Below are 26461 nucleotides of genomic sequence, written 5' to 3' on the forward strand. Positions count from 1 at the left end.
ATCAGATATTAATCATCATTTATATAGAATGAAAGACAAAAAAAGAGCAATGGGACGTGGTTTGGGCGCAATTTTAAGTGCAGAATCCAAAGCATCTGTCAATTCTGCAACGGACGAAGGTGCAGATAAATTTGTAGGAAATATTGTAGAAGTAGCGCTGGAAGATATTTATCCAAATGCTTCTCAACCGCGAACTTATTTTGATGAAAAAGCGCTTGCTGATTTAGCGCAATCCATCAAAAATCTGGGCGTCATTCAGCCCATTACTTTAAGAAAAGACGGCGACAAATTCGAGATCATTTCGGGAGAAAGACGTTTCCGTGCGAGTAAGATCGCTGGTTTAGAAACACTTCCTGCTTATATTCGTTTGGTTAATGATCAGGAATTGCTGGAAATGGCTTTGGTTGAAAACATCCAGAGAGAAGATCTGGACGCTATTGAAATCGCTCTGACTTATCAAAGATTGCTGGAAGAGATCGGCATGACCCAGGAAAATTTGAGTCAGCGAATTGGCAAGGAAAGAAGTACAATTACCAATTCTATCCGATTGTTGAGGTTAAATCCTGATATGCAAAATGCCATCAGAAGTGGGGAGATTTCGGCAGGTCATGGTAGAGCAATCCTAAGCTTAGAGGAAAAAGAAACTCAAGATGAGCTTTTCCAAAAAATTGTAAAAAATAACTGGAGCGTAAGACAGGCGGAAGAAGAATCGAACCTTCTGAAAAATCCTAAAGAAACGGCAAAGAAAACAAAAGCAGCGATTCCAAACCATTTTAAAAAAGCAGAAAAAAATCTTGCTGATCTGTTAGAAGTGAAGGTTGAGATCAAAACTGCCGCAAATGGCAAAAAAGGTAAAATAGTCCTCGATTTCAAAAATGAAGAAGAACTTGAAAATATTCTTTCACACTTTAAATAGATGAAGAAACTTACGCTGATTTTCCTTCTTTTATTTTCCCTGAATTCTTTCGCTCAGGTCAACCGGAACGATACAATTCGGGTTGAAAATTATCCTACAGATTCAATTTCTACGAAGAAGCCAAAAGCAGAAATGGAAGTTTTGACTGATATTAAAGAAGCGAACGCTCCAGTAAAAGCAATGAAATTTAATCCTACGAAAGCTGGATTATATTCCGCAGTTTTACCAGGACTTGGACAATATTACAATAAGAAATACTGGAAAATTCCCATCGTTTGGGGTGGGATTGGAACAGGGATCGGTATCACGCTTTATAATCAAAAACAATATACGAGGTACCGAAATGCATTTATTGCACAGCTCAACGGGCAACCGCATGAGTTTTCAGAGATTCCCGGAATTACCGCGGAAGCTTTGGGCAGAACTCAGGACCGTGCACAAAGACAGCGCGATTATGCGATCGCAGTTACGGCACTGGTTTATGTTTTAAATATTGTTGATGCGGTCGTAGATGCACACTTGTATGAAGGAAGAAAAGATCCTGATTTGGCATTGAAACCAACGGTGATCTTCGATGAGTTTTCCCAGCAAAATTCAAAAGCCGGTTTAAGTTTAAGTTATAATTTTTAATTAAAAGCAAACGTTTTTACGTTCAAAATGATGAAAATAGCATTAGTTGGTTACGGAAAAATGGGCAAGATAATTGGAGAGATTGCCACCAAAAGAGGCCACGAAATTGTTGCGCAGTTGAACGAAACTCCAACTTTGGAAAACTTAAATAATCCAGATGTTGCCATCGAATTTTCGAATCCGGAAGTAGCTTTTGATAATATCAAATTCTGTCTGGAAAATCAAATTCCTGTCATTTGCGGGACAACAGGCTGGCTCGATCAAAAACCGGAAATTGAGAAAATTGCAATCGAAAATAATACCGCTTTTTTATACGGTTCTAATTTCAGTTTGGGGGTGAATTTATTTTTCGCCTTAAATGAAAAGCTGGCAGATCTGATGAAGAATTTCAGCGAATACCAGGTTCAGTTAGAAGAAATTCATCACACCCAGAAAAAAGATGCGCCAAGCGGAACAGCCATTACTTTAGCGGAAGGAATAATCAATAATGATACAAGATTTGATGCCTGGAAACAGGACGAAACAAAAGACAGTCAGTTAGGAATATTTTCGGTGCGGGAAGATGAAGTTCCAGGAACGCACAGCGTTTTCTACAAAAGTGAAGTCGATGAAATTGAAATTAAACACACCGCATTCAACAGAAACGGTTTTGCAGTCGGAGCAGTGATCGCTGCCGAATGGATTCAGGATAAAAAAGGAAATTTCTCCATGAAAGACGTCCTCTTTCATAAGTAATAAACAATGAATAATAAGTAATAAACATAACGCAATTACTCATTACCAATTACTTATTGCTCCTGTATTTGTAACAAAAGCGCTTTAAAACAAACTAATAATTTAAATATTACCAAATAGAAATATGAACTACTTTCTAACTTACGCGGTTTACGTGATCATTCTTTCAGTATTGATGGGAATTTCTACGTGGAAACTCTTTAAAAAAATGGGTTACAATCCGCTTTTTGCTTTTGTGCCTTTTTATAATTATTATATTATTCAGAAAGAAACAGATCACTCCAAGTGGTGGGTCATTTTAGCCTACGTTCCAATTGTTGGACCGATCATGATGACGGTTTTCCATTTGTTTTTAATGAAACATTTCGGTAAAACGAGTTTCGTTCAAAAATTATTGACGGTAATTCTTCCTTTTATTTACATGGCATTCGTCAATTATTCGAAAGATTCTGAATTGCATGTCGAAGATGATTTATATTTAACTGAAGAAGAAAAAGCAGAAGGTAAAAAAGAATCATTTGTTGGATCAATTACTTTTGCCGTTGTTTTCGCTACAATTGTCCACGTTTTCTTTACGCAACCTTTCGGAATTCCGACTGGATCAATGGAAAGAACGCTTTTGGTAGGAGATTTTCTTTTTGTAAATAAATGGAGCTACGGTTTCAGAATGCCGATGCGACCGCTTGCAATTCCGTTTTTGCAGGGAACAATCATGGATACTGGCGAGAAAAATAACCCAAAAGATGATCCGAAATCTTATGTTGATGCCGTAAAATTACCTTACGCAAGGATTTTGCAATTCAACAAACCACAGAAAAATGACATCGTGGTTTTCAATTATCCACAGGATTCCGTTCATACCGCGACCGACAGAAAAGATCCTTACGTAAAACGCTGCGTCGCTGTTGCAGGTGATATCATGGAATTCCGGGCAGGAAGACTTTTCATCAACGGTAAACCCGAAAGTATTTTAGGCGATCAGAAAAAACAGCATAAATATATTGCAACGACCGGAAGTCAACTCGATGTTCCTTCGTTATACAAAAAATACGGATTTCTTCCCGTGCAGGAAGTTCAAACCCAAACCGGTTATCTGTACGATTTCCAAGGTTTGACTGATGAAACAGCAAAAGAAATCAAGATGTTGCCACAAGTGATCGATTTGAAGGAACATATTTGGCCCAAAGATTCCGGTGCAGTTTCTTTCAAACTAAATGCAATGCACGATGCCTACACGAAACATGTTGATACAACCCAATCAATTTTCCCCATCAATAAAAAATGGAATCAGGATTGGTACGGCCCTTTAAAAATTCCAAAAAAAGGTGATGTTGTCACTTTAAATCATGAAACTTTACCCGAATATCGCTGGATTATTTCAGAATACGAACACAACAAACTCGAAAATAAAGACGGTAAGATCTTTGTCAACGGCCAAGAGGCTACGCAATACACCATCAAGCAGGATTATTACATGATGATCGGTGACAACCGCGATGCTTCCTTAGATGCGAGATTTTTCGGTTTCGTTCCGGAAGAAAATATTGTCGGTTCGCCAATGTTTACGTGGTTAAGTGTCGAAGGTCTTTTCCCGGACAAAAGTTCCTCTTATCAACCCGATGGTAAAAAAATCCGTTGGGACCGTATGTTCAAAGCAACAAACACCGGTGAAGCCAACAAAACCTCTTATTGGTGGGTTGCAGCGATTATTTTACTCTTGTTTTTTGGGTGGGATTATATTGCAAGATTATTCAAGAAAAAAGAATCAGAAGAGTAGGATTAGAAGCTGTTGGACGATGTGGAATCGTAATTTATTATTTTTTATTAGGAGCTATTTCCCGCTCTCCACTATATCTTTTATTCCGCTGAAGCTTCATAAAAGGATGCCGTTTCGATCGGGGCTAAAAAAGATTATTTTTAGTATCGACGATTCGTTTTTTATTAATTTTATCGACAGGTTTTTTAAGTATGAAAATTTTATTACCACTCTTTTATTTACCGCCCATTTCGTGGTTTTCGGTTTTTCTGAAAGAAGATTCTGAAATTGTTTTCGAACAGTTCGAGAGTTTTCCCAAACAGACTTACAGAAACAGAACCGCAGTTTATGGCGCAAATGGAAGGTTGCTGTTAATCATTCCTGTAAAACACGACGGTACAAGAACCATCAATGAAATTGAAGTTTCTCACCGCGATCCCTGGGAAAAAATCCACTGGAAATCGATTAAAACTGCTTATCAAAGATCGCCGTATTTTGAATATTACGAAGATCAGCTCGAACAGATTTTTAATTTCAAAACGAATTCTCTCTTTGCCTTCAATTTGAATACTTTAAAAATTATTCAGAAACTTTTGAAAACAAATAAAGCCTATTCTTTAAGCGAAGAGTATTTCAGAAATCCAACTGAAGAAAATTACAGAGAAAAATTCTCTCCCAAAAAAGAACAGGAATTTGTTCTCGCAGAATACTATCAAACCTTTACTGAGAAATTTGGTTTTCAGGAAGACCTTTCAATTATTGATCTGCTTTGTAACAAAGGACCGGAATCTTTGACTTATATTAGAAATATTCAAAACAAATAAATAGTTCCTTATGAAAAAAATATTCATTGCAGCTTGTTTTATGACAGGTTTTGCTTCTTTTGCACAAACTGCAGTTGCACCTTTGGATCCGATGCAGGACAAGGATTTGATGACTTGGTATCACAAAGATTTCGCTTCAACCAATGTATATGGTGTAAATACGCAGAATGCTTATAAATATTTAGAATCCAAAGGTTTGAAACCAACTCCAGTAATTGTGGGCGTTTTAGACAGCGGAGTTCAAGTAGATCACCCAGGTTTGATCAAAAATATGTGGACGAACGTAAATGAAATTCCAAATAACGGAATCGATGACGACGGAAACGGTTACATCGATGATATCCACGGCTGGAATTTTCTAGGTGGTAAAAATGGAGATGTTTACGATGATAATTTAGAAGTTACCCGAGTTGTAAAAAAATACCAACCAATTTTTGAAGGTCCAGATTCAACTGCAAACAAAGCAAATCAGGCGAAAATGCCAGAAGATTTCGCAATGTACATGAAGTCGAAAGAAATTTATACGAAGAAAGGCGTTGAAGCAAAGCAAGGCTACGAAACGTATAAGAAAATCCAGGACATGATTCCGACAATGATTTCAATGTTAAATGGACAGAATTTGACTCCTGAAGTGATTGCAGCAATCAAACCAGCGAATCAAGATCAGGCAATGGCAGCTTCTGTTTTAGGCCAGGTTGCACAAGATCCTGCAGTGAAAGGAAAATCTCCAGCAGAAGTTCAAAAATTCTTGAATGATCAAATGAAACAGGCAGTTGATTATTATGAAGTTCAGGCGACAAAACAATATAATTTAGATTTTGATCCTCGTGCGGAAATCGTCGGTGATAATTATGATGATTATTCTCAAAAAAGTTATGGTAACAATCATTACGCAGATCCAAAAGGAGAACATGGAACTCACGTTGCTGGAATTATTGCCGGTCTTCCACAAGGAAAAGAAGTACAATACGGTGTTGGTTATAAAATTGCCAAAATAATGGCAGTGAGAGCTGTTCCAAATGGTGATGAAAGAGATAAAGATGTTGCTAATGCGGTAAGATATGCAGTTGACAACGGCGCGAAAATTTTAAATATGAGCTTTGGTAAACCGGTTTCTCCAGGGAAAAATGTTGTTTGGGATGCCTTCAAATATGCACAGGATAAAGGAGTTCTTTTGGTAAAAGCTGCTGGAAATGACAATGAAAATGTCGCTGAAAACGTGTATTATCCAACTAACTTTAAAAATGTTGACGACGCGAAACCGTTCATTAATAATATGATTGTTGTAGGAGCTTCTACGAATAACAATGAATTTTTGAGAGCCGACTTCTCTAATTATAACCAGAAGATGGTAAATGTTTTTGCTCCAGGTGAGAAAATTTATTCTACTGTTCCAGGGGGGAAATATGAGTATCTTCAAGGAACTTCTATGGCTTCACCAGTTGTTGCAGGAGCTGCAGCAGTACTTTTAGCCTATATGCCAAATCTAACTCCAGCTCAAATAATAGAATCTTTGGTTAAAACCGCAAATAAATCAACGGTAAATGCGATGATCAGTTCAAACACGAACAACAGATTTGATCTCATTTCTGAGGCAGGTGGCGTTATCAATTTGAAAAAAGCCGCAGAATATGCTTATACTAATTTTTACAAAGCCGGTGCTTCTGCTCCCACCGTAAAAGTAAAAGCGGTAAATAAAAGAAAAGGTAAGAAAGTAAAATAGATAGTTTTCTCTTAAATTACTCATAAAGTCCGTTTTTAACGGACTTTTTTTTATGCAATTATAATATTGGCACGGTTTTTTGTAACTTGTACTTAAATAATTAAATCACTATGAAAAATTTATTACTAGTAGGAATTTTAGGAGTTGCAATGAGCGTTTCTTGTTCCACCGTGAAAACCGCAAAGACGGCACAAACCGACCGCGTAGAGTTTCTTAAATTAAAAGGAGATTGGGAAGTTACAAGCATTGATTATGACAAAAATTTCAAAGTAAAACCTTTTGATGAAGGAGCTGATGCAAAATGTTTCGTTGGAAGTCACTGGAGATTGATCCCGAATAATTACAGCGGATCTTATACTTTAAGTGGTGGCGGAGCTTGTCCAAGTGTTATTCAGCCTATTAAATTTGAAGTAGTAAATGGTACTGAATTTAAATTTAAGAAATTGCTGGAAGGATCCAAAGCGAAAGCGGTGACTGAGGGATATTCTTTAAATCTGATCAGTCAAACAACAGATTCTTTTTCTTTAGAACAAAATGTTCCTTCAGGGAGCGATAATGTAAAAATAGTTTACAATTTCGCCAGAACAGGAATGAAATAATAATATTAAAATTTAAATTATGAAAATTTTTAACAAAACAAACATCGCAGCACTTTTCATTTCTTCTTCACTAATAATGACAAGTTGTGAAGCAGTGAAAAATTCAAATAATCAACAAAGAGGTACTGTTATTGGTGCAACAGGAGGAGCCGTTCTTGGTGGAATCCTGGGGAATAACATCGGAAAAGGTGGTAATTCAGCATTAGGAGCAGTTCTTGGTGGTATCGTAGGTGGAGTTGCCGGGAACGTGATCGGTAATAAAATGGATAAACAAGCGAAGGAGATCAAAGATACTTTGCCTGGAGCTGAAGTAGAAAGAGTTGGTGAAGGAATTAAGATTACTTTGAAAGAGAACATGGTTAATTTCGCGTTTGATTCTTCTAACTTAACAACACTTGGCAAAACGAATCTAGATAAGTTAGCGACTGTTTTATCTAATAATCCAGATACCAACATTAATATTTACGGTTATACTGACAGCAAAGGTGCAGATGCTTACAATCTTTCCCTTTCTGACAGAAGAGCGGCAGCTGTAAAAAGTTACCTGTCTTCCAAAGGAGTTTCTTCAATGAGAATGAATACAATGGGAATGGGTAAAGCAGATCCAGTTGCAAGTAATGATACCGATGCAGGTAGAGCTCAGAATAGAAGAGTAGAATTTGCGATCACAGCAAACGAAAATATGATCAAAGACGCGAAAACAGCGCAATAATCATTTGATCATCTTATAATTATAAATCCGCTTCGGCGGATTTTTTTATTTTAAAATCACTAATTTCGCATTTGATTTTTTACACGGATGATTAAATATTTAAAACTGCTTCGCGTAGAACAATGGATAAAAAACCTTTTCGTGTTTGTTCCTTTGTTTTTCTCCGGCAATATTACCAATTTCGATTTACTGGCCAAAAGCATTTTTGCTTTCATCATTTTTTCTCTGGCTGCAAGTTCTATTTATATTATTAATGATTATTCTGATATCGAGTCAGATCGGAAACATCCGGAAAAAAGAAGACGTCCTCTTGCAAGTGGTGTAATTTCAAAAGAAACGGCGCTCCTTATTCTGGCCGCTCTCATCATTTTGTGTATCATCCTGGTATTCTGCGGTGCCCAATATTTCCATCATAACTTCTGGAAATTCGCCACGATCATTGGCTTTTATTTTGTCATGAATTTGGCTTATACTTTCAAACTTAAACATGTTGCGATCATCGACGTTAGTATCATTTCACTTGGTTTTGTCTTAAGAGTTTTGGCAGGTGGTTATGCGACGGGAATTTTTATTTCTCAATGGGCGATCCTGCTCACTTTTATTCTGGCACTCGTTCTTGCGATCGGAAAGAGAAGAGGGGAATTGATCAATGCGCAGATTTCCGGCAAAACCAGAAAGTCATTAGACGGTTACAATGTTCAGTTCGCAGACATCGCACTTTCTATAAGTTGTACTTTAGCAATTGTATGTTATTTAATGTTTACACTATCTCCTGAAGTTCAGCACCGTTTCCATCCAAGAGTTTTTTACACTGTGATCTTTGTTGTCTTCGCTATTTTAAGATATTTACAGCAAACTTTGGTTTACAACAAAACCGAATCTCCAACCAAAATTATTTATAGAGACCGCTACATTCAGATTACTTTGGTGCTTTGGGTTGCTGCATTTTTACTTCAAATTTATTACAAAAAATGAAGAAGAATTTCACACAGAAAGTTGCGAACTGGGGTAATTACCCCGTCGTAGAAAAAGAAATAAAGTCCGAAGACACGCTTCAGAAAATTAAAGACTACGTAAAAAACAATAACGAAATTATTGCACGCGGAAATGGCAGATGTTACGGCGATGCAGCTCTTTCAGAACATATTTTCTCAACGAAAAGATTAAATAAACTCATCAGTTTTGACCGCCTTAATGGAATTCTCGAATGTGAATCAGGACTTTTGCTTTCGGAAATTTTAGAAGTCATCGTTCCTCAAGGTTATTTTCTTTACGTAACGCCCGGAACCAAATTTATTACGGTTGGCGGTGCGATCGCATCCGATGTTCATGGTAAAAATCATCATGCTGAAGGGTGTTTCTCTGAGTATGTCTTGTCTTTTTCTCTATTGAATGAAAATGGAGAGGTTTTAAATTGTTCTAAAACCGAAAACGCTGAAAAATTTTGGTCAACCATAGGTGGAATGGGATTAACAGGAATTATACTTTCTGCAAAATTCAAATTAAAAAATATCGAAACTGGTTACATTCGTCAGGAAAGCATCAAAGCAGAAAATCTAGACGAGATATTCAAACTATTTGATGAAAGCGAAAACTGGACTTACAATGTCGCCTGGATCGACTGTTTACAAACCGGTAATAATATCGGTCGTAGTATTTTGATGAGAGGTGAACATGCTTTTAAACATCAGTTGCCGAAAAATTTAGAGGAAAATCCATTACGATTAAAGAAAAAGTTTAATCCAACAGTTCCTTTTTATTTTCCGAATTTTTTGCTGAGTAATTTCACCGTTAAGCTGTTCAATCTTCTTTACTTTAATAAGCAGCGCAATAAAGAAGTCAAAAGCTATATCGATTATGAAACCTTTTTCTACCCTTTGGATGTCGTAAACGATTGGAATAAAATTTACGGTAAAAGTGGTTTTATACAGTATCAAATGGTGATTCCGAAAGAGAAAGGCAAGGAAGGAATGCGAAAAATCCTCGAAACTATCGCCAAGAGTGGAAACGGATCTTTCCTCGCAGTTTTGAAACTTTTTGGAAAAAATAATCCGGAAGCTTACAATTCATTTCCTCTGGAAGGATATACTTTGGCTTTAGATTTTAAGGTTAATTCAAAATTGAAAAATTTAGTTGAAAAATTAGATAAAATTGTTGAAGAGTATGGCGGCAGAATTTATCTGACGAAAGACAGCATGAGCAAGTCTTCTTTGACCAATTATCTTCAAAATGTGCAGAATCCCAAGTTTGTTTCGATGCAGCACAAAAGGATCATCAATAATAATTAATTTTCCATCACCTATCAAATATGATCATTCTCGGCAGCAATTCGGAAATTTCTCAGGCTTTTGTTGAAAAAGCGCTGGAAGCTCATGAAAAATATTCAACCATTTATCTTTTTACCTCTAATAAAGAAACTACGGAGAAATTCGCAAAACATATCGATGTGAAATTTTTGCAGCAAACAGAAGTGATCGAACTGGATTTGAGAAAGGAAATTGATTATACCAAATTCGATCATATCAACTCTGATCTGCTTTTCTGTGCAACAGGTTATTTAGGAGAAGGAACAGAAGAAAGTCTTTATGATCAGAAGAACACCGAATTAATCATTGACATCAATTACGCAAAATTAGTTCCAGTTCTCAATTTTTTTGCTTCAAAGATGGAAAGACAACGTGCTGGAACGATGATCGTACTTTCCTCCGTTGCAGGCGAACGCGGAAGACAGAGTAATTTTATTTATGGAAGCGCAAAAGCCGGTTTGACAGCTTATCTAAGTGGTCTAAGAAATTATTTGTTCGAAAAAAAAGTACATGTTCTCACCGTGAAACCGGGTTTTATGGATACCAAAATGACGGAAGGTTTACCATTGAATCCCAAATTAACTGCGACACCGAAAGAGGCTGCAGAAGGAATTTACAAAGCGTATAAAAGTGGGAAAAATGTCGCTTATGTTCTACCAGTTTGGAGTGTAATCATGTTGATCATCAGAAATATTCCGGAGTTTATTTTTAAAAAATTAAAACTTTAATTACGCCTCAAGTGCATTATCAATAATCTTTTAACAAAGTATGAAGAAGCTGTATTTATTTGATTTCGACGGAACTTTAACCTACAAAGACACCATGTTTATGTATCTTAAATTCTACAATCCATCTAAATTCAATATTCAGTTCATTAAACATATTCCGCTTTTTGTCCTTTTAAAATTAAAGCTTGCCGATGCTGAAAAGGTGAAGAAAAGTTTTATTTCATCCATATTGAAGGGAGAACGAAAAGCGAAGATTGAGAGGAAATCGCAGGCGTTTTTTGAAAAATATGAACTTGAAATTTTTCGAGAAAATGCCTTAGAATTCATTAGAAATATAGACCGGAAAAATACTGACAGTTATATTGTTTCTGCTTCGTTAGACATTTGGGTAAAACCGTTCGCGGAGAAACTCAATATAAAACTTATAGCGACCAGAGCTGAATTTGAAAATGATATTTTCACTGGAAATTTAATAGGGAGAAACTGCAATGGCGCTGAAAAATTAAATCGAATTAAAGAGGAAATTGGGGATAAAAAGTATGATAAAACAATTGCTTTCGGCGACACTTCCGGCGATAAAGAAATGTTAGCGTGGGCAAATGAAGGTCAGTTTGAATTTTTTCACTAATTTTATCGCCAGAAAAATCTAAAAAAAAGAAGGGAAAAATGGAAAGAATTTACTTGGATAATGCGGCTACAACGCCACTTTCTGAAGAAGTAATCGATGCGATGGTTGAGGTTATGAAAACAAATTACGGTAATCCGTCTTCGACGCACAGTTTGGGGCAGGATGCTAAAGTTTTGATTGAAAATGTAAGAAGACAAGTTGCGGATTATCTTCATGTATCTCCTGCAGAAATTATTTTCACTTCTTGCGGAACTGAATCGAACAACATGATCATCAAATCTTGTGTAGATCACTTGGGAGTTGAAAGAATCATCACTTCTCCGATGGAGCACAAATGCGTTGCTGAAACAGTTTTGGATATGAAGAAGCGCCGAGGAGTGGAAGTAGTCTATCTTCGTCCTGATAAAAAAGGAGATTTTGATTTAGTGAAATTAGAAGAATTGATCAAGAGCTCCGACAAGAAGACTTTAGTTACTTTAATTCATGCAAATAACGAGATCGGAAACCTTTTAGATATTAAGAAAGTTGCAGAAATGTGCAAATTAAATAATGTATTGTTTCATTCAGATACGGTACAGTCGATGGCGCACATGGAGATGGATTTCTCTCAAATTCCTGTAGACTTCGCCTCTTGCAGTGCCCACAAATTCCACGGACCAAAAGGAAGTGGTTTTGCATTCATTAGAAAAGCTTCAGGTTTAAAGGGAATTATTACCGGTGGACCGCAAGAAAGATCTTTACGAGCAGGAACGGAAAATGTGTGTGGCATCGTAGGTTTGGGTAAGGCGTTAGAACTTTCCCTGGATCATATGGAGCAATATGCTTCTCACATGAAAGAGATTAAAAATTATACGAGAGATCGCCTTTTAGCTGAAATTGAAGGCGTGAAATTCAACGGTCGAAGTGCCGAAGAAGATACAAGTTTATATACAGTATTGAGCGTTTTATTGCCTTTCAAAGATCCAATGATCGGTCTTAAACTTGATATGAAAGGGATTGCAATTTCTCAGGGAAGTGCCTGTTCATCGGGTGCTGCAAAACCATCTATGGTGATGATGATGATTTTAGAAGAGGAGGAAATGGAAGATTGTACGCCTTTGCGTGTTTCTTTCAGTCATTTAACCACGAAAGAGGAAATTGATGCTTTAATTGACGCGTTGAAAGAAATTTCAGCCTCCTTTAATATAGAAAAAACAAATGTTCAGCATAGATAATTTACTTTTTGCCTTGGCGGGAAAATTGTAAATTTGTACTTTAAACTTAATTTAAAAATATTAAAAAAATGGCATTAGAAATTACAGATCAATCATTTCAGGAAATGGTTTTGAATTCAGATAAACCGGTATTGGTAGATTTTTGGGCAGTTTGGTGTGGACCTTGTAGAATGTTGGGACCAATTGTTGAAGAAATCGCTGCTGATTTTGAAGGAAAAGCAGTAGTTGGAAAAGTAGACGTTGATAACAATCAGCAAGTTTCTGTGGACTATGGAATCAGAAATATACCTACAGTTTTGATCTTCAAAGGTGGACAAGTAGTTGATAAAATCGTTGGAGTTGCATCGAAAGAGGTAATTGCAGAAAAATTATCGGCACATTTATAAAAAATAAGCACGTGATACTTAATGCTTTCGATAATCGGAGGCATTTTTTTTGTGAAAATGTTTTGTAGATAGGGATAAAGTTGTATTTTTGCACTCACCAAAAAGAAGCATAGTTTCTTATTCTAATGATCCGGTAGTTCAGCTGGTTAGAATGCCGCCCTGTCACGGCGGAGGTCGCGGGTTCGAATCCCGTCCGGATCGCAAAAAGTTCATCAATACTTTTCAAAAATTGATCCGGTAGTTCAGCTGGTTAGAATGCCGCCCTGTCATCTCGTTGATGACGAGACGGATTCAAAAGTTGAGACGGGAAAAAGTTCATCAATACTTTTCAAAAAAATTGATCCGGTAGTTCAGCTGGTTAGAATGCCGCCCTGTCATCTCGTTGATGACGAGACGGGTTCAAAAGTTGAGTCGGTAAAAAGTTCATCAATACTTTTCAAAAATTGATCCGGTAGTTCAGCTGGTTAGAATGCCGCCCTGTCACGGCGGAGGTCGCGGGTTCGAATCCCGTCCGGATCGCAAGTCTCTCAAATTTTATTTGAGAGACTTTTTTTGTGAAGTATTTACTTTCATCTTAAATCCCTAAAAGTTTACTTTTTAGAATATCGTCCTGTCATTTGGACGAGACGGATTCGAATTTTCTCACCTAGAAACCACACAATTCTCGAGAGTTTCATGGAATATCTTTTTCTAAAATTGTATTTATTTTTTATGTATTTTTCTTTTATGAAATTTTACGTCTACATACTTTATTCACCTTCTTTAAATATTTATTATAAAGGATTTTCTACGGATGTTGAAAAACGATTGAAGTATCATTTCAATTCTGAGCACAAATTTACATCGAAAACTCGTGATTGGGTAATTGTTTATAAGCAAGAATTCTTAGAAAAGTCAGATGCGTTAAAAGAAGAAAAACGTTTAAAAAAACTAAATCGTAAATCGATAGAAAAATTAATTTCTTAGAATATCGTACTGTCATCTCGTCATTGGACGAGACGGGTTCGAATCCCGTCCGGATCGCAAGTCTCTCAAATTTTATTTGAGAGACTTTTTTTTGTGAAATATTTAATTTCATCTTAAATCTCAAAATACTTATTTCTTAGAATGCCGCCCTGTCATCTCGTCATTAAACGAGACGGGTTCGAATCCCGTCCGGATCGCAAGTCTCTCAAATTTATTTGGGAGACTTTTTTTTGTGAAGTACTAAACTAAATTGTAAAGCTATAGAAGAATTGATAAGTTGGAATAGAATACGATCAGCGCTGTTTATTTTTTATTCTTTCAATTCTTAATCACTCTTCAAAATCATTATTAAATCCTGTTAAATGGATAATTCTCCCTCTATAAAATTTTGTTTAGTGCGTAAAAAACACTAATATTGTTATAGATCAAATAACTTGTAATTAACAAAATTTATTAAGTATGAAACCCAATGTCATCTCAATCGTACTCGGTGGTGGAAGAGGAAGTCGGCTGTTTCCGTTAACCTATTCCCGCTCAAAACCTGCTGTTCCTATTGCAGGAAAATACAGATTAGTTGATATTCCTATTTCTAACTGTTTAAATTCGGGCTACAACAAGATTTTAGTCTTAACCCAGTTTAATTCGGCCTCTTTGAATTCGCACATTAAGAATTCTTATCATTTTGATATATTCAGCAGAGGTTTCGTTGATATTTTAGCCGCAGAACAAAATGTAGAAAACGATCAGTGGTATCAAGGGACTGCAGATGCCGTGCGCCAGTCGATGAAGCATTTGGATAAATATGATTATGAATATATCTTAATCTTATCCGGTGATCAGCTTTATCAAATGGATTTCAGGGAGCTTATCGATTACCATTGCAAAAACGAAGGCGATATTACTATTGCTACCATTCCTGTAAATGCGAAAGATGCTCCAGGTTTTGGAATTTTAAAATCAGATGATGACGGAAATATCACTTCATTCATCGAAAAACCGAGTTCTGATTTGTTGAATGACTGGAAATCAGAAGTGTCTGAGAAAAGCAGGAATGAAGGCAAAGAATATTTGGCTTCTATGGGAATTTATGTTTTCAGCAAAGCAGTATTGAAAAAGATGTTTTCAGAAGATCCCGGCGATGATTTTGGAGGTGAATTAATTCCGAACGGAATAGGAACTTATAAAACGTTAAGCTTTCAATATGATGGTTATTGGACAGATATTGGAACCATAGAATCTTTCTTTGATGCTAACATCGATTTAACCAGAGATTTTCCGAAATTCAATCTATTCAGTAATGCACCGATTTACACAAGAGCGAGAATGCTTCCGCCTTCAAAGATTTTAGGATCGTATGTAAGCAAAGCTATTTTTGGCGATGGTTGTATCGTGATGGCAGATAAGATTGAAAACTCTCTCGTGGGAAACCGAAGTAGAATTGATAAAGGGAGCACCTTAATGTGTACCTATATGATGGGAGCAGATCTGTATCAAAATACGGAAGACATCATTTCTAATGATCAAAATGGTGTTCCAAATTTGGGTGTAGGAAAATATTGTTACATCGAAAATGCAATTCTCGATAAAAACTGCAGCATTGGTGATAATGTTCGCATTATCGGGGGGAAACATCTTCCTGATGGCGATTATGAGAACCATTCAATCAAGGACGGAATTGTAGTAGTGAAGAAAAATGCAGTAATTAGTGCAGGAACTATAATTCCCTAAATGAAATTATTCGATCAAGAAACACGGCAATATTTTTATCGCCGTGTTTTTTTGTACTAGTTTTTGTATTTTTGCGCCATGCGTTGGTTAAAATACGGAACTCTTATCATCATTATTTTCTTTGCGGTATATGCCGTTTCTATGTCTTTCGTAGAGGAAAATAAAAATTTCACTATTGAAAAAGAAATTAATTATCCTGTAGAAAAAGTATTTCCTCAATTTAATAATCTCCAGAATTTCAGCAGTTGGAATTCCTTCTTCAGTAAAAATGATCAATTGTCTTTTGAGTATTTCACGCCTTACGAAGGGCAGGGAAGTGCCATGACTTTTCACGATAAAAAAAACGAAAATATTTCGGGAGATCTCTTTATAAGATATGCAAATCCCAACAAAACATTACGTTACCGTTTATTCGAAGGCAAGCAAAGCAATCCTTATCTGATTGATGTAAAATTCGTAGCCGATCACGAGAAAACTAAAATTGTTTGGTACATTCAAACTCCGAAACAACCATTTTTAAAACGTTCTCTAAATTTACTGACCGAGGATTATATTGCAGATCAGATCAATGCAAGCATGAAAAATTTATACAGTATGCTGGGTAATAAAGTGGATAAAGATAAACAACGTGAAAGGTTAAAATTCGACAGTTTGATGGTGGAGAATCAGGAAGGCCAGTTGCTTTTGGGAATTAGTGTAAATTCTAAAAATGATAAAAATGCGCTCTTTAAAAATATTATCATCACTCATAACAAAGTGCTGAATTATGTGAAAATGGATTTGGCGAAGAAAAGCGATGAATACGGAGAACCAATACTGATCACCGACGCCGATAATTTCAAAGACAAAGAAGTTTCTTATTTTTACGGGATTCCGCTTTCAAAAAGAATTTCAATTTCAGATAATAATTTCAGTTTCAGAACCCTTAATGCTTCAAAAAACTACGTCATCTATTACCGTGGAAACTACGCCGGAAGAATAAAATCGATCCAGGAATTACTTCTCAAAGCAAAAAGAGATACGCTTCGCAGTGGAGAATTGCAACAGACTTTTTTGGAGGAACCACGAGACGAGGGTAATACGGTAATTAAATTGTCACTGCCCGTTTTCAGATAATTTTTTTAAGTTTTTTAAAGGTCCTTCAGCTTTATTACCTCACTTTTTTTTGCTAAATTTGTCTTTTAAATAAAATAAAGAGTTAATCTGTAAAAAATGGACAAATTTTCATTCCTGAATGCTGCACATTCGCAGTTAATAGAAGACTTATATCAGCAATATTTAAAATATCCCGATTCTGTAGAGCCTTCCTGGAAAGCATTTTTTCAGGGATTTGATTTTGCGCTCGAAAATTACAGCGAAGACGATTCGGAAAATATTTCCGCACCATCAATGCAAAATTCGGCTCCGGTTGCGAATCAAATTGTTTCTAAAGCACAAATTCCTGATGACATTCAAAAAGAATTCAAAGTTCTTAATTTAATTGAAGCTTACAGACAAAGAGGGCATTTGTTTACCAATACCAATCCTGTAAGAGAAAGACGACACTACGAACCAACTTTGGATATCGAAAATTTTGGACTTTCATCAAGCGATTTAAATACTAAATTTAATTCTGCAACTGAAACAGGAATGGGTGCTGCTGCGACGCTGCAGGAATTGATCATCCATCTTGAAAAGATTTATTGCGAATCGATCGGTACAGAGTATATGCACATTAACAATGTCGCAGAAAAAAAATTCATCAGAGAATGGATCACCGTTAATGAAAATCATCCTAAACTTTCGGTTCCGGAAAAAACGGAGATTTTAGAAAAATTGAATCAGGCAGTTGCTTTTGAGAATTATCTTCATACCAAATTTGTTGGTCAAAAAAGATTTTCTTTAGAAGGTGGCGAATCTCTTATTCCAGCTTTAGATCAGTTGATCACGCGTTCTTCTCAATTAGGAGTTGATGAGGTTGTGTTAGGAATGGCTCACCGCGGGAGATTAAGCGTTTTGACAAATATTTTCGGGAAATCTTACAAACAGATATTTTCGGAGTTTGAAGGTAAAGAATTCGAAGAAGATGTATTTTCCGGTGACGTGAAATACCATTTAGGTTCATCTAAAATTATTAAAGCAGAATCTGGTGAAGAAGTTATCATTAATTTAACTCCAAATCCATCACACTTAGAAACTGTAGCAGCTTTGGTAGAAGGTATTTGCCGCGCTAAAGTTGATCATAAATACAAAGATTACAAAAAAGTTTTACCGATCGTTATTCATGGTGACGGTGCTCTTGCAGGACAGGGAATTGTCTATGAGATCGCACAGATGATGACTTTGGAAGGATACAAAACAGGTGGAACGATTCATATTGTCGTGAATAATCAGGTTTCATTTACCACCAATTATATAGATGCCCGTTCGTCAGTTTATTGTACAGATATCGCAAAAGTGACCGAATCTCCAGTGATGCATGTAAATGCGGATGATGTTGAAGCTGTTGTTCACGCGATTAGATTTGCTGCAGATTTCCGTTCGGAATTTGGTAAAGATGTTTATATCGACTTGTTAGGTTATAGAAAATATGGTCATAATGAAGGTGATGAACCTCGTTTCACGCAACCGAATTTATATAAAACGATTTCAAAACACCCAAATCCAAGAGAGATTTATAAAGCTGAATTGATCAAAGAAGGCGTAGTTTCTGATGAGCTTCTAAAAGAAATGGAATCTAAATTCAAAAAGCTTTTAGATGAAGATTATGATGCTTCAAAGGAAATTGAAAAAAATACAATGGATATTTTTATGTCCAAGGACTGGACAGATTTCCCTTTAAGTCCAAAAGATGCGATGCAGATTCCTGTCAATACAGGATTTAATTTAGAGGAATTAAAAAAACTCGCCATTAAAATGACGACGTTGCCTGCAGACAAAAAATTCATTTCTAAGATCACAAGACTATTTGAGAACCGTTTAAAAATGATCGAAGCCAATTCTTTGGATTGGGCACTTGGTGAATGGTTAGCTTATGCGACTTTGCTCACAGAAGGGAATGATATAAGAATTTCCGGTGAAGATGTGGAGAGAGGAACTTTCTCTCACCGTCACGCCGTTGTGAAAACAGAAGATACAGAAGAAGAATATATTCCGTTGAGACATATTTCCGAGAGCCGTTTCGATATTTACAATTCCCACCTTTCCGAATATGGAGTGCTTGGTTTTGATTATGGTTATGCCATGGCTTCACCGCAAACTTTAACGGTTTGGGAAGCTCAATTTGGAGATTTCGTGAATGGAGCACAAATTATTATCGACCAGTATTTGGTAGCCGCAGAAGAGAAATGGAAAATCCAAAATGGATTGGTAATGCTGCTTCCACATGGTTTTGAAGGTCAAGGTGCAGAACATTCTTCCGCCAGACTGGAAAGATTTTTAACGCTTGCTGCAAACGAAAATATGACGGTTGCCAATGCGACAACGCCTGCAAACTATTTCCACTTGTTGAGAAGACAGTTAAAATGGAATTTCAGAAAGCCATTGATAGTAATGACTCCGAAATCTTTGCTTCGTCACCCGAAAGTTGTTTCGCCTTTAGAAGATTTTGCAAACGGACAATTCCAACCGATCATCGACGATTCTACTGCGAATGCCGATAAAATTGAAAAACTAGTTTTATGTTCAGGTAAAATTTACTACGAACTTTTAGCTAAAAAAGAAGAATTGAATTGTGAGAATATTGCTTTGGTAAGATTTGAGCAGCTTTATCCACTTCAGAATGACAAAATTGAAGAAATCTTCGCGAAATATAAAAATAGAAAAGAACTTCTTTGGGTTCAGGAAGAGCCAGAAAATATGGGAGCCTGGACTTTTATTTTAAGAAATTTCAGAGACACAGGAATTCAGGTTATTGCAGCAGTTGCGAGTGGAACGCCAGCTCCTGGTAGTCATAAAATGTTTGAGAAAAATCAGAACAATGTGATCAACAGAGTTTTTGACCGAGACGATGCACCTGTAAAAAGACCAGTAACTGCTTAATTTTAAATGAAAAAAATCTTTTTATTTTTAAGTTTAATTTTTTGTGTTCCGTTTTTTGCGCAGAACATGAAAGCTGATATTGAAAGTCAGTTTCGGGATTATAATAATTTAATTATAGAAAAGCATTTTGAAAAAGCACTTCAGCTTTATGGTAATGAAGATTTCTTGAAACTCTTTTCGAAAGAGCAGTTGGTTGAAAAAATGAACGCCATGTTCAATTCACCGGAAATTGATTTTCATTTCGTAACTCCAGAAAATATAGTGGTAAGTGATAAAATTATTGATCAGAAAGAAAAGAAATTTGTGAAGATCGATTTTCAACAAAAACTGGAAATGAAATTTAATGAAGCTGATCTAAACAAAGATGATTTGCTGGCTGCTTTGCAAAAATCTTTTGGTGATGAACATGTGAAATATAACGATAAAACGGGATATTTCTTAATAGATACGGACAAAACAGCGGTCGCAAATTCCACTGACTTAAAAAACTGGAAATTTACCGTTCTGGAAAAAAAACAAATTCCAGTATTAATAGGATTTATTCCGGAGCAATTTTTAAAAGATTTAAAATAATAAACAAAAATATTAACGATGTCAATATTAGAAATGAAAGTCCCGTCGCCGGGAGAATCCATCACAGAAGTTGAAATCGCATCTTGGTTGGTAAAAGACGGCGATTTTGTAGAAAAAGATCAACCGATCGCTGAAGTTGATTCCGATAAAGCAACGCTGGAACTTCCTGCAGAACAAAGTGGTGTTATCACTTTAAAAGCGGAAGAAGGTGAAGTGGTACAGGTGGGACAAGTTGTTTGTTTGATCGATACTGCGGCTGCGAAACCGGATAGTTCAGCTGCTCCAAAAACGGAAAATGCCGAGGCTCCACAAGCAGAAAAAAAGGTTGTTGAAAAACCAGCGATCGTTCAGGAAGCTAAAAAAGAAGAAAAGCCAGTTGCTACAAGTTATGCATCGGGAACTCCTTCTCCCGCAGCTAAGAAAATTTTGGACGAAAAAGGAATTGACACTGCGCAAGTTTCAGGTTCCGGAAGAGATGGTAGAATTACAAAAGATGATGCCGAAACTGCCTCTGTTGCAGCAATGGGATCTGCTTCTTCTACAACAGGATCAAGAGGTTCAAGCACTACAAAACTTTCAGTTTTAAGAAGGAAAATCGCAGCAAGATTGGTTTCTGTGAAAAACGAAACTGCAATGTTGACTACCTTTAATGAAGTCGACATGTCTGAAATTTTCAGAATTAGAAAACAATATAAAGAAGAATTTTCGCAAAAACACGGTATCGGTTTAGGATTTATGTCTTTCTTCACAAAAGCAGTTACTAGAGCGTTGCAAATGTATCCTGACGTAAATGCTTCTATCGATGGAGATTACAAAATTAATTACGATTTCTGCGATATTTCAATTGCGGTTTCAGGACCAAAAGGTTTGATGGTTCCGGTTCTTAGAAATGCTGAGAATATGACTTTCAGAGCTGTTGAAGCAAACATCAAATCCCTTGCTGAAAAAGTAAGAGATGGTAAAATTACGATTGATGAAATGACAGGGGGTACTTTTACATTAACGAATGGTGGTACTTTCGGATCGATGATGTCTACGCCAATTATTAACCCGCCGCAGTCTGCAATTTTGGGAATGCACAATATTCTTCAAAGACCGATGGCGATTGACGGACAGGTTGTAATTCGCCCAATGATGTATCTGGCGGTATCTTATGATCACAGAATCATTGATGGTAAAGAATCTGTAGGATTTTTAGTAGCCGTGAAAGAAGCGATCGATAACCCGGTACAATTCTTAATGGATGGCGACGAAAGAAAAGCGCTTGAATTGTAAAATTTATTTAAAATATTTCTAAAATATTCACAATCCCGCTAATTAAAGGCGGGATTTTTGTATTCAATAAAAAAAAATAACCAATATGTTTTCTGCAACTACATTCGATATTAAGGTTTCCGTTGTTCCAGAATATGACGTTAAAAACAGTTTTCCCTCAGAAAACCGTTTTATTTTTCGTTATCACATTACGATCGAAAACTTAAGCGACTTTCCCATTAAGTTTCTGCGAAGAAAATGGTTGATCTATGACGTTGGTTTTGGATTTACTGAAGTGATGGGAGATGGGGTGATCGGTTTAACTCCCGAAATTCACCCGGGAGAATCTTTTAAATATTTTTCAAATGTCAATCTCAGATCCGGTGTTGGAAATATGTCGGGAACTTATTTTTGCAGCCATCTACTGACCAATGATACTTTAGAAATAGAAATTCCAAAATTTAATTTAGTTGCCCAGGTTCTGAGTAATTAAGTTTCCTGATTATAGAATTTTTAGATTTTTTTTCATAACCTCATTTACCTCTTCATTTCTCGTCAGCATTAATCTCTCAAAGGCAAGCAGCGATATTTTTGCACAAACTTCCGCGTCAGCTCCCGCTCTGTGGTGGTTGAATTGGATATTATGCTGTTCAGCCAAAGATTTAAGTCCGTATTTTGGTAGATCTTTCCAGGATTTTTTCGCTAAAGAGATACTGCATAAGTAATTAATTTTCGGTTTAAAAAAACCATAATAATCCAGACAGCTTCGCAAAACTCCCGCATCGAAACCAGCGTTGTGAGCGATCATCAGATTTCCGTACATCAGGTTTTCGGCTTCGTGCCAGATCTCTTCAAAAGTGGGTGCGTTTTGAACTTCTTTAGGAGTGATCCCATGAACATCAATGTTTCTCGGGTGAAAATAAGGGAAACTTGGAGGTTTAATAAGCCAGGTTTGTGTTTTAACTATCACGCCATTTTCAACGACGCAAATTCCCATCTCGCACGCAGAATTTCTTTCGTGAGTTGCAGTTTCAAAATCAATGGCGCAGAAATCAATCAATTTTTTATCATTTTTTTAGATATTATTTAAATTCGGAAAGTTGTTTTTTTCAGGAGAGAATGTTTTTTATTTCATTTATGAATTCTTCAAATGAAGCTAAGTCATCATGATTTGCACCAGAAATTTCGATGAATTTTTTTTCTATTTTTGGTTGTGACTTTTCAAAAACTTCAAATAATTTTTTGCCGGATTTTAGCGGAACGACCTTATCTTTTGTTCCGTGGAAATGATACAGAGGAACTTTTACTCGTGGTATAATTTCGTTGGACATAAAATGATAAGTCATCGTTGGAGAAACGCGATCGGTCACCTTTTTTGGTAACCAACGGTTTACTATATCCTGCAAATTAAAAAATGTAGCTTCCAAAATCAAAGCTTTTGGCAGATTATCAGCAGCAACTTTTAAGGCAAAAACACCACCTAAACTTCTCCCGTAAACGACCATCTTTTCTTCTCCATAAATCTTCTTTGCAAAGTTATAGAAAAACTGAGCGTCGGAATAGAGCAGATCTTCATTTCTGGGACCGGAACTTTTCCCGTAACCACGATAATCCATTACCAAAACATCATACCCAAATTCTGTAAATTCACCGGCAATTTTCCCCCATCGATGAAGGTTGGCCGAGTTTCCGTGAAAATAGAGAAGAACACCTTTTGGATTTTTAATTTTGAAATGAAGCACATTGATCGTTCCATCAAACGGTGTTTCCCAGAAATATTCCTCGAAATCTTTTTCAAAGTCGAATTGGTGTTGATTCGGTAAAATGACTGGTAAAAAAACTACTTTTTCCTGAAAGTATTTTAGGATTTCCGACATGATGCAAATTTATGAAAACTAATTTTTCCTGTGGCTTTCATTCATACTTGTTTTATCCATATCGATAAAAACTTTTCGCTCCTCAAAAATTTCTTCCATCACGCGATGGTATTCTTCAAACTGATGAATATTAATATGACCTGCTCCTAAAATTACGTAAAGTCTCGTCAGTTTTGGATTAATTTCAGACAGGTCGATTGCAGTTTTTATGGGAACTAAATTATCGTCGCTACCGTGAATAATTTTAATAGGGCAACGAACATTTTTTAGATAATGAAAAGTCGGAATATTATAACGAAGAAAAGGTTTTGCAGGCATAAAAGGAAGATAACGGTGAATAGTCCGCAAAAGCGAGTAGAGCGGAGAAGTGAGGATCAACATTCGAGGATTATTTTTTGCAGCCAGTCTTGCCGCAAATCCAGAACCGAGCGATCGACCATAAACTATAATTTTATCCTCGGAATATTCTTTTTTAGCGATATCATAAATGAACTGGGAATCACGTTTCATCGCTTCGACCGTTCTTTTTCCCGTACTTTTCCCGAATCCACGATAATCCATCATAATTACTTCGTAGCCGAGTCTTGTAAAATCAATTGCGAATTTTCCCCAACCTTTGATGCTTTTGGTATTACCTTTCAAATAAATCACAACTCCTTTCGGATGATCTACGAGGAAATGGAGATAATTAATTTGTGCGCCGGGTTCAGTTTCTACGGTTCTTTCCTCGGCTTTCAAATTGTCATAAGCAAATTTAAAATCTGGCGCCAATTTCTCCGGTTGAAAGAAAAATCTATGCTGAAAAAAGTAAATGAGTAAACCCAAAATTAGGGTTACAGTTACAGCAATGGTCAGGATAAAGTAAATATCTATTTTCATATCGGTGATATAAATTTAGATAAATTTATCAGAAGAATTGGATATAAGTTGAATTTTTACGAATGATTAAAGGAAATGTTTAAATATTAACCATTTTGAATGATAATAGTCTTTATTCTGATTTTTACCACGAAGCTTTAACGTTCCTGCAAATTGTCCGTACCAACTTCCGTGTGCTCTGATAACTGCCCAGAAATGAGCGAAACTATTCGTCAAACCCAAATAAATTCCTGCGAATCCGTCTAAAACCATACGAAATGGGATCAACCAAAATAAAGTTGCAAGTGGAAGATTTTTCAAAAGCATTGAAAGGTTATTCTTGAAGTTTAAAAAAGTTTTCTGTGGGTTTTGTTTATTTAAAGTTCCGCCTCCAACATGATAAATTGTAGATTTTCCTGTGTAAAATATTTTCTTTCCCGAATTTTTCAAACGCCAGCAAAGATCGATTTCCTCCTGATGCGCAAAAAATCTTTCATCAAAACCATTTTGAGCCCAAAAATCTTCCGATCGGATAAAGAAACAACAACCTGAAGCCCAGAAAATTTCGGTTTCATCGTCGTATTGTCCTTTGTCTGTTTCAATGTTTTCAAAAATTCTTCCACGGCAATAGGGAAATCCCAAATTATCAATGAAACCACCTGCAGCTCCTGCGAATTCGAAATAATTTCTTCGATTATAATCTAAAATTTTAGGTTGAATGGCCGCAATTGTGGAATCACTTTGAAATAAATTTATAACCGGAGAGATCCAGTTATCAGTGACTTCAACATCAGAATTTAAAAGACAATAAATTTCGCTGTCAATTTCTTTTAAACCTTCATTGTAACCGCCTGCAAATCCGTAATTCTTTTCGTTTTGAACAATTTTTACGCTCGGAAAATTCTCTTTTAAAAAAGAAACAGAATCATCTGTTGATGCATTGTCAATAACAAAAATATTAGTGTTTACAGAGTTTGAAATAACATTGGGAAGAAACTTTTCTAACCAACTTTTTCCATTCCAGTTTAATATGACGATTGCTAAATTCAAGATTTAAAAATTAATGATTGATCAAAATAAATTTGCAAATTAAGAACCCATGATTTTAATCGCGTTTTGATATTTCCATCTTCTGTGCGACCAAAGATAATTGTCGGGTCTTTTGTTAATGGTGTTTTCCAGCAGACGGTGAAATTTTTGCACCACTTCATGTTCCACAAACTTTTCTCCGTCAGGATATATTCTGTAATAATTGATTTGATAATATCCCCTTTTTACTTTCTTCATCTCACAAAAAACAAACGCCAGATCGATCCTCGTCGAAAGTTTATCGTATCCAACAAAAGCTGGGGTTTTTTGATTCAGAAAATTTAAACCATAAGTAACCTCCGAGTAATGTGGAGTTTGATCTGCGACAAACATATAAACAGAATTTCCATCATTAGGATTGCGGAAGATATGACGGATCACTTCTTTTGCTTCTAAAGCTTGATTCCCAAATCTGTTTCTAAGCGATTTTATCTTTTCTTCCCAAAAACTGTTTTGAACTTTTCTATAGACAGGAAAACTGTTTTCTTGCGGGATAATGGTAGCTAAAGCGTTGTACCATTCCCAGTTAAAGATATGACCTGCAAGCAAAATCACATTTTTGTTTTCTGCTTTTGCCTCCTGAAATATATCCTGATTCAAGTGCTGCACCCGAACTCGCAATTCCGTAGAAGAAATGGTAAAGGATTTGAAAGTTTCTACAATATAATCGCAAAAATTGACGTAAAATTTTTTCTCAATTTTTTTTAATTCTAAAGGCGACTTTTCCGGAAAAGAATGCTGTAAATTTTCAAGTACCACTTTTCTTCTGTAACCAATAAGATGATAGATCACAAAAAACATAAAGTCCGAAATCAGGTACAAGATCCGCAATGGAATTTGTGATAACAGCAGGATTATTTTAAATAAAAATTTCATAGATAATTTACAAATTTAACGATAATAAAGTTTATCGTTGGCTCTATTTTTGTTAATTTGCGA

At 36.0% G+C, this 26461-nt stretch carries 27 protein-coding genes and 2 tRNA genes; 24 read left to right on the forward strand and 5 right to left on the reverse strand.

Features of this window, described 5'->3' with window-relative positions; all coding sequences use genetic code 11:
• Positions 1-28 precede the first annotated feature (28 nt).
• The 24 genes from IV494_RS01240 to apaG all read left to right on the forward strand — a co-directional run bounded on the left by IV494_RS01240 (position 29) and on the right by apaG (position 22191).
• Positions 29-916 (forward strand): ParB/RepB/Spo0J family partition protein, encoded by an 888-nt coding sequence (locus IV494_RS01240; protein WP_196078359.1) that lies wholly within the window; start codon positions 29-31, stop codon positions 914-916.
• The gene (locus tag IV494_RS01245) at positions 917-1546 is read left to right on the forward strand and encodes a DUF5683 domain-containing protein (protein WP_196078360.1); all 630 of its coding nucleotides are present in this window, start codon (positions 917-919) and stop codon (positions 1544-1546) included.
• Between the two features lie 30 nt (positions 1547-1576).
• Positions 1577-2281, forward strand: a complete 705-nt coding sequence (dapB, locus tag IV494_RS01250; protein ID WP_196078361.1) for a 4-hydroxy-tetrahydrodipicolinate reductase — start codon at positions 1577-1579, stop codon at positions 2279-2281.
• A gap of 124 nt (positions 2282-2405) precedes the next feature.
• Complete coding sequence (lepB, locus tag IV494_RS01255) at positions 2406-4058, forward strand: signal peptidase I (RefSeq protein WP_196078362.1); 1653 nt, start codon at positions 2406-2408, stop codon at positions 4056-4058.
• Positions 4059-4249: 191 nt separating this feature from the next.
• Entirely contained in the window at positions 4250-4861 is a 612-nt protein-coding gene (locus IV494_RS01260; RefSeq protein ID WP_196078363.1) for a WbqC family protein, read from the forward strand.
• Between the two features lie 10 nt (positions 4862-4871).
• Positions 4872-6584, forward strand: a complete 1713-nt coding sequence (locus IV494_RS01265; RefSeq protein ID WP_196078364.1) for a S8 family serine peptidase — start codon at positions 4872-4874, stop codon at positions 6582-6584.
• A gap of 110 nt (positions 6585-6694) precedes the next feature.
• Positions 6695-7183: a lipocalin family protein gene (locus IV494_RS01270; RefSeq protein ID WP_196078365.1), complete on the forward strand. Its 489-nt coding sequence runs from the start codon at positions 6695-6697 to the stop codon at positions 7181-7183.
• Positions 7184-7202: 19 nt separating this feature from the next.
• Positions 7203-7895: an OmpA family protein gene (locus tag IV494_RS01275; RefSeq protein WP_196078366.1), complete on the forward strand. Its 693-nt coding sequence runs from the start codon at positions 7203-7205 to the stop codon at positions 7893-7895.
• Positions 7896-7982: 87 nt separating this feature from the next.
• A complete protein-coding gene (locus IV494_RS01280) occupies positions 7983-8870 on the forward strand; it encodes a decaprenyl-phosphate phosphoribosyltransferase (protein WP_196078367.1) in 888 nt (295 codons plus the stop codon).
• A complete protein-coding gene (locus tag IV494_RS01285; RefSeq protein WP_196078368.1) occupies positions 8867-10183 on the forward strand; it encodes an FAD-binding oxidoreductase in 1317 nt (438 codons plus the stop codon). The genes IV494_RS01280 and IV494_RS01285 overlap by 4 nt, the downstream gene beginning before the upstream one ends.
• A 20-nt stretch (positions 10184-10203) precedes the next feature.
• The gene (locus IV494_RS01290; protein WP_196078369.1) at positions 10204-10929 is read left to right on the forward strand and encodes an SDR family NAD(P)-dependent oxidoreductase; all 726 of its coding nucleotides are present in this window, start codon (positions 10204-10206) and stop codon (positions 10927-10929) included.
• Between the two features lie 40 nt (positions 10930-10969).
• Positions 10970-11557, forward strand: a complete 588-nt coding sequence (locus tag IV494_RS01295) for an HAD family hydrolase (RefSeq protein ID WP_196078370.1) — start codon at positions 10970-10972, stop codon at positions 11555-11557.
• A 38-nt stretch (positions 11558-11595) separates the two neighbouring features.
• Entirely contained in the window at positions 11596-12771 is a 1176-nt protein-coding gene (locus IV494_RS01300; RefSeq protein WP_196078371.1) for a cysteine desulfurase family protein, read from the forward strand.
• A 68-nt stretch (positions 12772-12839) separates the two neighbouring features.
• A complete protein-coding gene (trxA, locus tag IV494_RS01305) occupies positions 12840-13157 on the forward strand; it encodes a thioredoxin (protein WP_076387352.1) in 318 nt (105 codons plus the stop codon).
• A 127-nt stretch (positions 13158-13284) separates the two neighbouring features.
• A tRNA-Asp gene (locus tag IV494_RS01310) sits at positions 13285-13358 on the forward strand.
• A gap of 54 nt (positions 13359-13412) precedes the next feature.
• Entirely contained in the window at positions 13413-13604 is a 192-nt protein-coding gene (locus IV494_RS01315) for a hypothetical protein (RefSeq protein ID WP_196078372.1), read from the forward strand.
• Positions 13603-13676 (forward strand) — tRNA-Asp (locus IV494_RS01320). Before IV494_RS01315 ends, IV494_RS01320 begins: the two co-directional genes overlap by 2 nt.
• A gap of 207 nt (positions 13677-13883) precedes the next feature.
• Positions 13884-14123: a GIY-YIG nuclease family protein gene (locus tag IV494_RS14925; RefSeq protein ID WP_196078373.1), complete on the forward strand. Its 240-nt coding sequence runs from the start codon at positions 13884-13886 to the stop codon at positions 14121-14123.
• A gap of 459 nt (positions 14124-14582) precedes the next feature.
• Positions 14583-15851, forward strand: coding sequence for a glucose-1-phosphate adenylyltransferase (locus tag IV494_RS01330; RefSeq protein ID WP_196078374.1), 1269 nt, complete (start codon positions 14583-14585; stop codon positions 15849-15851).
• A gap of 78 nt (positions 15852-15929) precedes the next feature.
• The gene (locus IV494_RS01335) at positions 15930-16967 is read left to right on the forward strand and encodes an SRPBCC family protein (protein ID WP_196078375.1); all 1038 of its coding nucleotides are present in this window, start codon (positions 15930-15932) and stop codon (positions 16965-16967) included.
• A gap of 96 nt (positions 16968-17063) precedes the next feature.
• Positions 17064-19871: a 2-oxoglutarate dehydrogenase E1 component gene (locus IV494_RS01340; protein ID WP_196078376.1), complete on the forward strand. Its 2808-nt coding sequence runs from the start codon at positions 17064-17066 to the stop codon at positions 19869-19871.
• A 6-nt stretch (positions 19872-19877) separates the two neighbouring features.
• Positions 19878-20444: a hypothetical protein gene (locus tag IV494_RS01345; protein WP_196078377.1), complete on the forward strand. Its 567-nt coding sequence runs from the start codon at positions 19878-19880 to the stop codon at positions 20442-20444.
• An 18-nt stretch (positions 20445-20462) separates the two neighbouring features.
• The gene (gene odhB, locus IV494_RS01350; RefSeq protein WP_196078378.1) at positions 20463-21719 is read left to right on the forward strand and encodes a 2-oxoglutarate dehydrogenase complex dihydrolipoyllysine-residue succinyltransferase; all 1257 of its coding nucleotides are present in this window, start codon (positions 20463-20465) and stop codon (positions 21717-21719) included.
• A gap of 85 nt (positions 21720-21804) precedes the next feature.
• Positions 21805-22191, forward strand: a complete 387-nt coding sequence (gene apaG / locus IV494_RS01355) for a Co2+/Mg2+ efflux protein ApaG (RefSeq protein ID WP_196078379.1) — start codon at positions 21805-21807, stop codon at positions 22189-22191.
• A gap of 9 nt (positions 22192-22200) precedes the next feature.
• On the opposite strand, the gene IV494_RS01360 is transcribed toward apaG, so the two are convergent.
• The 5 genes from IV494_RS01360 to IV494_RS01380 form a co-directional block, all read right to left on the reverse strand.
• Complete coding sequence (locus tag IV494_RS01360) at positions 22201-22758, reverse strand: 3'-5' exonuclease (protein WP_230379806.1); 558 nt, start codon at positions 22756-22758, stop codon at positions 22201-22203.
• Positions 22759-22807: 49 nt separating this feature from the next.
• Complete coding sequence (locus tag IV494_RS01365; RefSeq protein WP_196078380.1) at positions 22808-23575, reverse strand: alpha/beta hydrolase; 768 nt, start codon at positions 23573-23575, stop codon at positions 22808-22810.
• An 18-nt stretch (positions 23576-23593) separates the two neighbouring features.
• Positions 23594-24454 carry an alpha/beta hydrolase gene (locus tag IV494_RS01370; RefSeq protein ID WP_196078381.1) on the reverse strand — a complete coding sequence of 287 codons (861 nt, stop codon included), beginning with the start codon at positions 24452-24454 and terminating at the stop codon, positions 23594-23596.
• Between the two features lie 66 nt (positions 24455-24520).
• Positions 24521-25483, reverse strand: a complete 963-nt coding sequence (locus tag IV494_RS01375) for a glycosyltransferase family 2 protein (protein WP_196078382.1) — start codon at positions 25481-25483, stop codon at positions 24521-24523.
• Positions 25484-25522: 39 nt separating this feature from the next.
• The gene (locus IV494_RS01380) at positions 25523-26398 is read right to left on the reverse strand and encodes a lysophospholipid acyltransferase family protein (protein WP_196078383.1); all 876 of its coding nucleotides are present in this window, start codon (positions 26396-26398) and stop codon (positions 25523-25525) included.
• Between the last annotated feature and the right edge of the window lie 63 nt (positions 26399-26461).

Origin of the sequence: Kaistella gelatinilytica (genome assembly GCF_015679325.1) — a bacterium.
GTDB classification, from domain to species: domain Bacteria; phylum Bacteroidota; class Bacteroidia; order Flavobacteriales; family Weeksellaceae; genus Kaistella; species Kaistella gelatinilytica.

Excerpts from the sequence above, each read along its gene's own strand:
- lepB (WP_196078362.1), top strand. The coding sequence starts at position 2,406 with ATGAACTACTTTCTAACTTACGCGGTTTACGTGATCATTCTTTCAGTA.
- IV494_RS01380 (WP_196078383.1), bottom strand. The coding sequence starts at position 26,398 with ATGAAATTTTTATTTAAAATAATCCTGCTGTTATCACAAATTCCATTG.
- IV494_RS01335 (WP_196078375.1), top strand. The coding sequence starts at position 15,930 with ATGCGTTGGTTAAAATACGGAACTCTTATCATCATTATTTTCTTTGCG.
- IV494_RS01315 (WP_196078372.1), top strand. The coding sequence starts at position 13,413 with ATGCCGCCCTGTCATCTCGTTGATGACGAGACGGATTCAAAAGTTGAG.
- IV494_RS01245 (WP_196078360.1), top strand. The coding sequence starts at position 917 with ATGAAGAAACTTACGCTGATTTTCCTTCTTTTATTTTCCCTGAATTCT.
- IV494_RS01345 (WP_196078377.1), top strand. The coding sequence starts at position 19,878 with ATGAAAAAAATCTTTTTATTTTTAAGTTTAATTTTTTGTGTTCCGTTT.
- IV494_RS01240 (WP_196078359.1), top strand. The coding sequence starts at position 29 with ATGAAAGACAAAAAAAGAGCAATGGGACGTGGTTTGGGCGCAATTTTA.
- IV494_RS01340 (WP_196078376.1), top strand. The coding sequence starts at position 17,064 with ATGGACAAATTTTCATTCCTGAATGCTGCACATTCGCAGTTAATAGAA.
- IV494_RS01280 (WP_196078367.1), top strand. The coding sequence starts at position 7,983 with ATGATTAAATATTTAAAACTGCTTCGCGTAGAACAATGGATAAAAAAC.
- IV494_RS01265 (WP_196078364.1), top strand. The coding sequence starts at position 4,872 with ATGAAAAAAATATTCATTGCAGCTTGTTTTATGACAGGTTTTGCTTCT.
- IV494_RS01260 (WP_196078363.1), top strand. The coding sequence starts at position 4,250 with ATGAAAATTTTATTACCACTCTTTTATTTACCGCCCATTTCGTGGTTT.
- trxA (WP_076387352.1), top strand. The coding sequence starts at position 12,840 with ATGGCATTAGAAATTACAGATCAATCATTTCAGGAAATGGTTTTGAAT.
- IV494_RS01290 (WP_196078369.1), top strand. The coding sequence starts at position 10,204 with ATGATCATTCTCGGCAGCAATTCGGAAATTTCTCAGGCTTTTGTTGAA.
- apaG (WP_196078379.1), top strand. The coding sequence starts at position 21,805 with ATGTTTTCTGCAACTACATTCGATATTAAGGTTTCCGTTGTTCCAGAA.
- IV494_RS01270 (WP_196078365.1), top strand. The coding sequence starts at position 6,695 with ATGAAAAATTTATTACTAGTAGGAATTTTAGGAGTTGCAATGAGCGTT.
- IV494_RS01300 (WP_196078371.1), top strand. The coding sequence starts at position 11,596 with ATGGAAAGAATTTACTTGGATAATGCGGCTACAACGCCACTTTCTGAA.
- IV494_RS01275 (WP_196078366.1), top strand. The coding sequence starts at position 7,203 with ATGAAAATTTTTAACAAAACAAACATCGCAGCACTTTTCATTTCTTCT.
- IV494_RS01285 (WP_196078368.1), top strand. The coding sequence starts at position 8,867 with ATGAAGAAGAATTTCACACAGAAAGTTGCGAACTGGGGTAATTACCCC.
- dapB (WP_196078361.1), top strand. The coding sequence starts at position 1,577 with ATGAAAATAGCATTAGTTGGTTACGGAAAAATGGGCAAGATAATTGGA.
- IV494_RS14925 (WP_196078373.1), top strand. The coding sequence starts at position 13,884 with ATGAAATTTTACGTCTACATACTTTATTCACCTTCTTTAAATATTTAT.
- odhB (WP_196078378.1), top strand. The coding sequence starts at position 20,463 with ATGTCAATATTAGAAATGAAAGTCCCGTCGCCGGGAGAATCCATCACA.
- IV494_RS01330 (WP_196078374.1), top strand. The coding sequence starts at position 14,583 with ATGAAACCCAATGTCATCTCAATCGTACTCGGTGGTGGAAGAGGAAGT.
- IV494_RS01365 (WP_196078380.1), bottom strand. The coding sequence starts at position 23,575 with ATGTCGGAAATCCTAAAATACTTTCAGGAAAAAGTAGTTTTTTTACCA.
- IV494_RS01370 (WP_196078381.1), bottom strand. The coding sequence starts at position 24,454 with ATGAAAATAGATATTTACTTTATCCTGACCATTGCTGTAACTGTAACC.
- IV494_RS01295 (WP_196078370.1), top strand. The coding sequence starts at position 10,970 with ATGAAGAAGCTGTATTTATTTGATTTCGACGGAACTTTAACCTACAAA.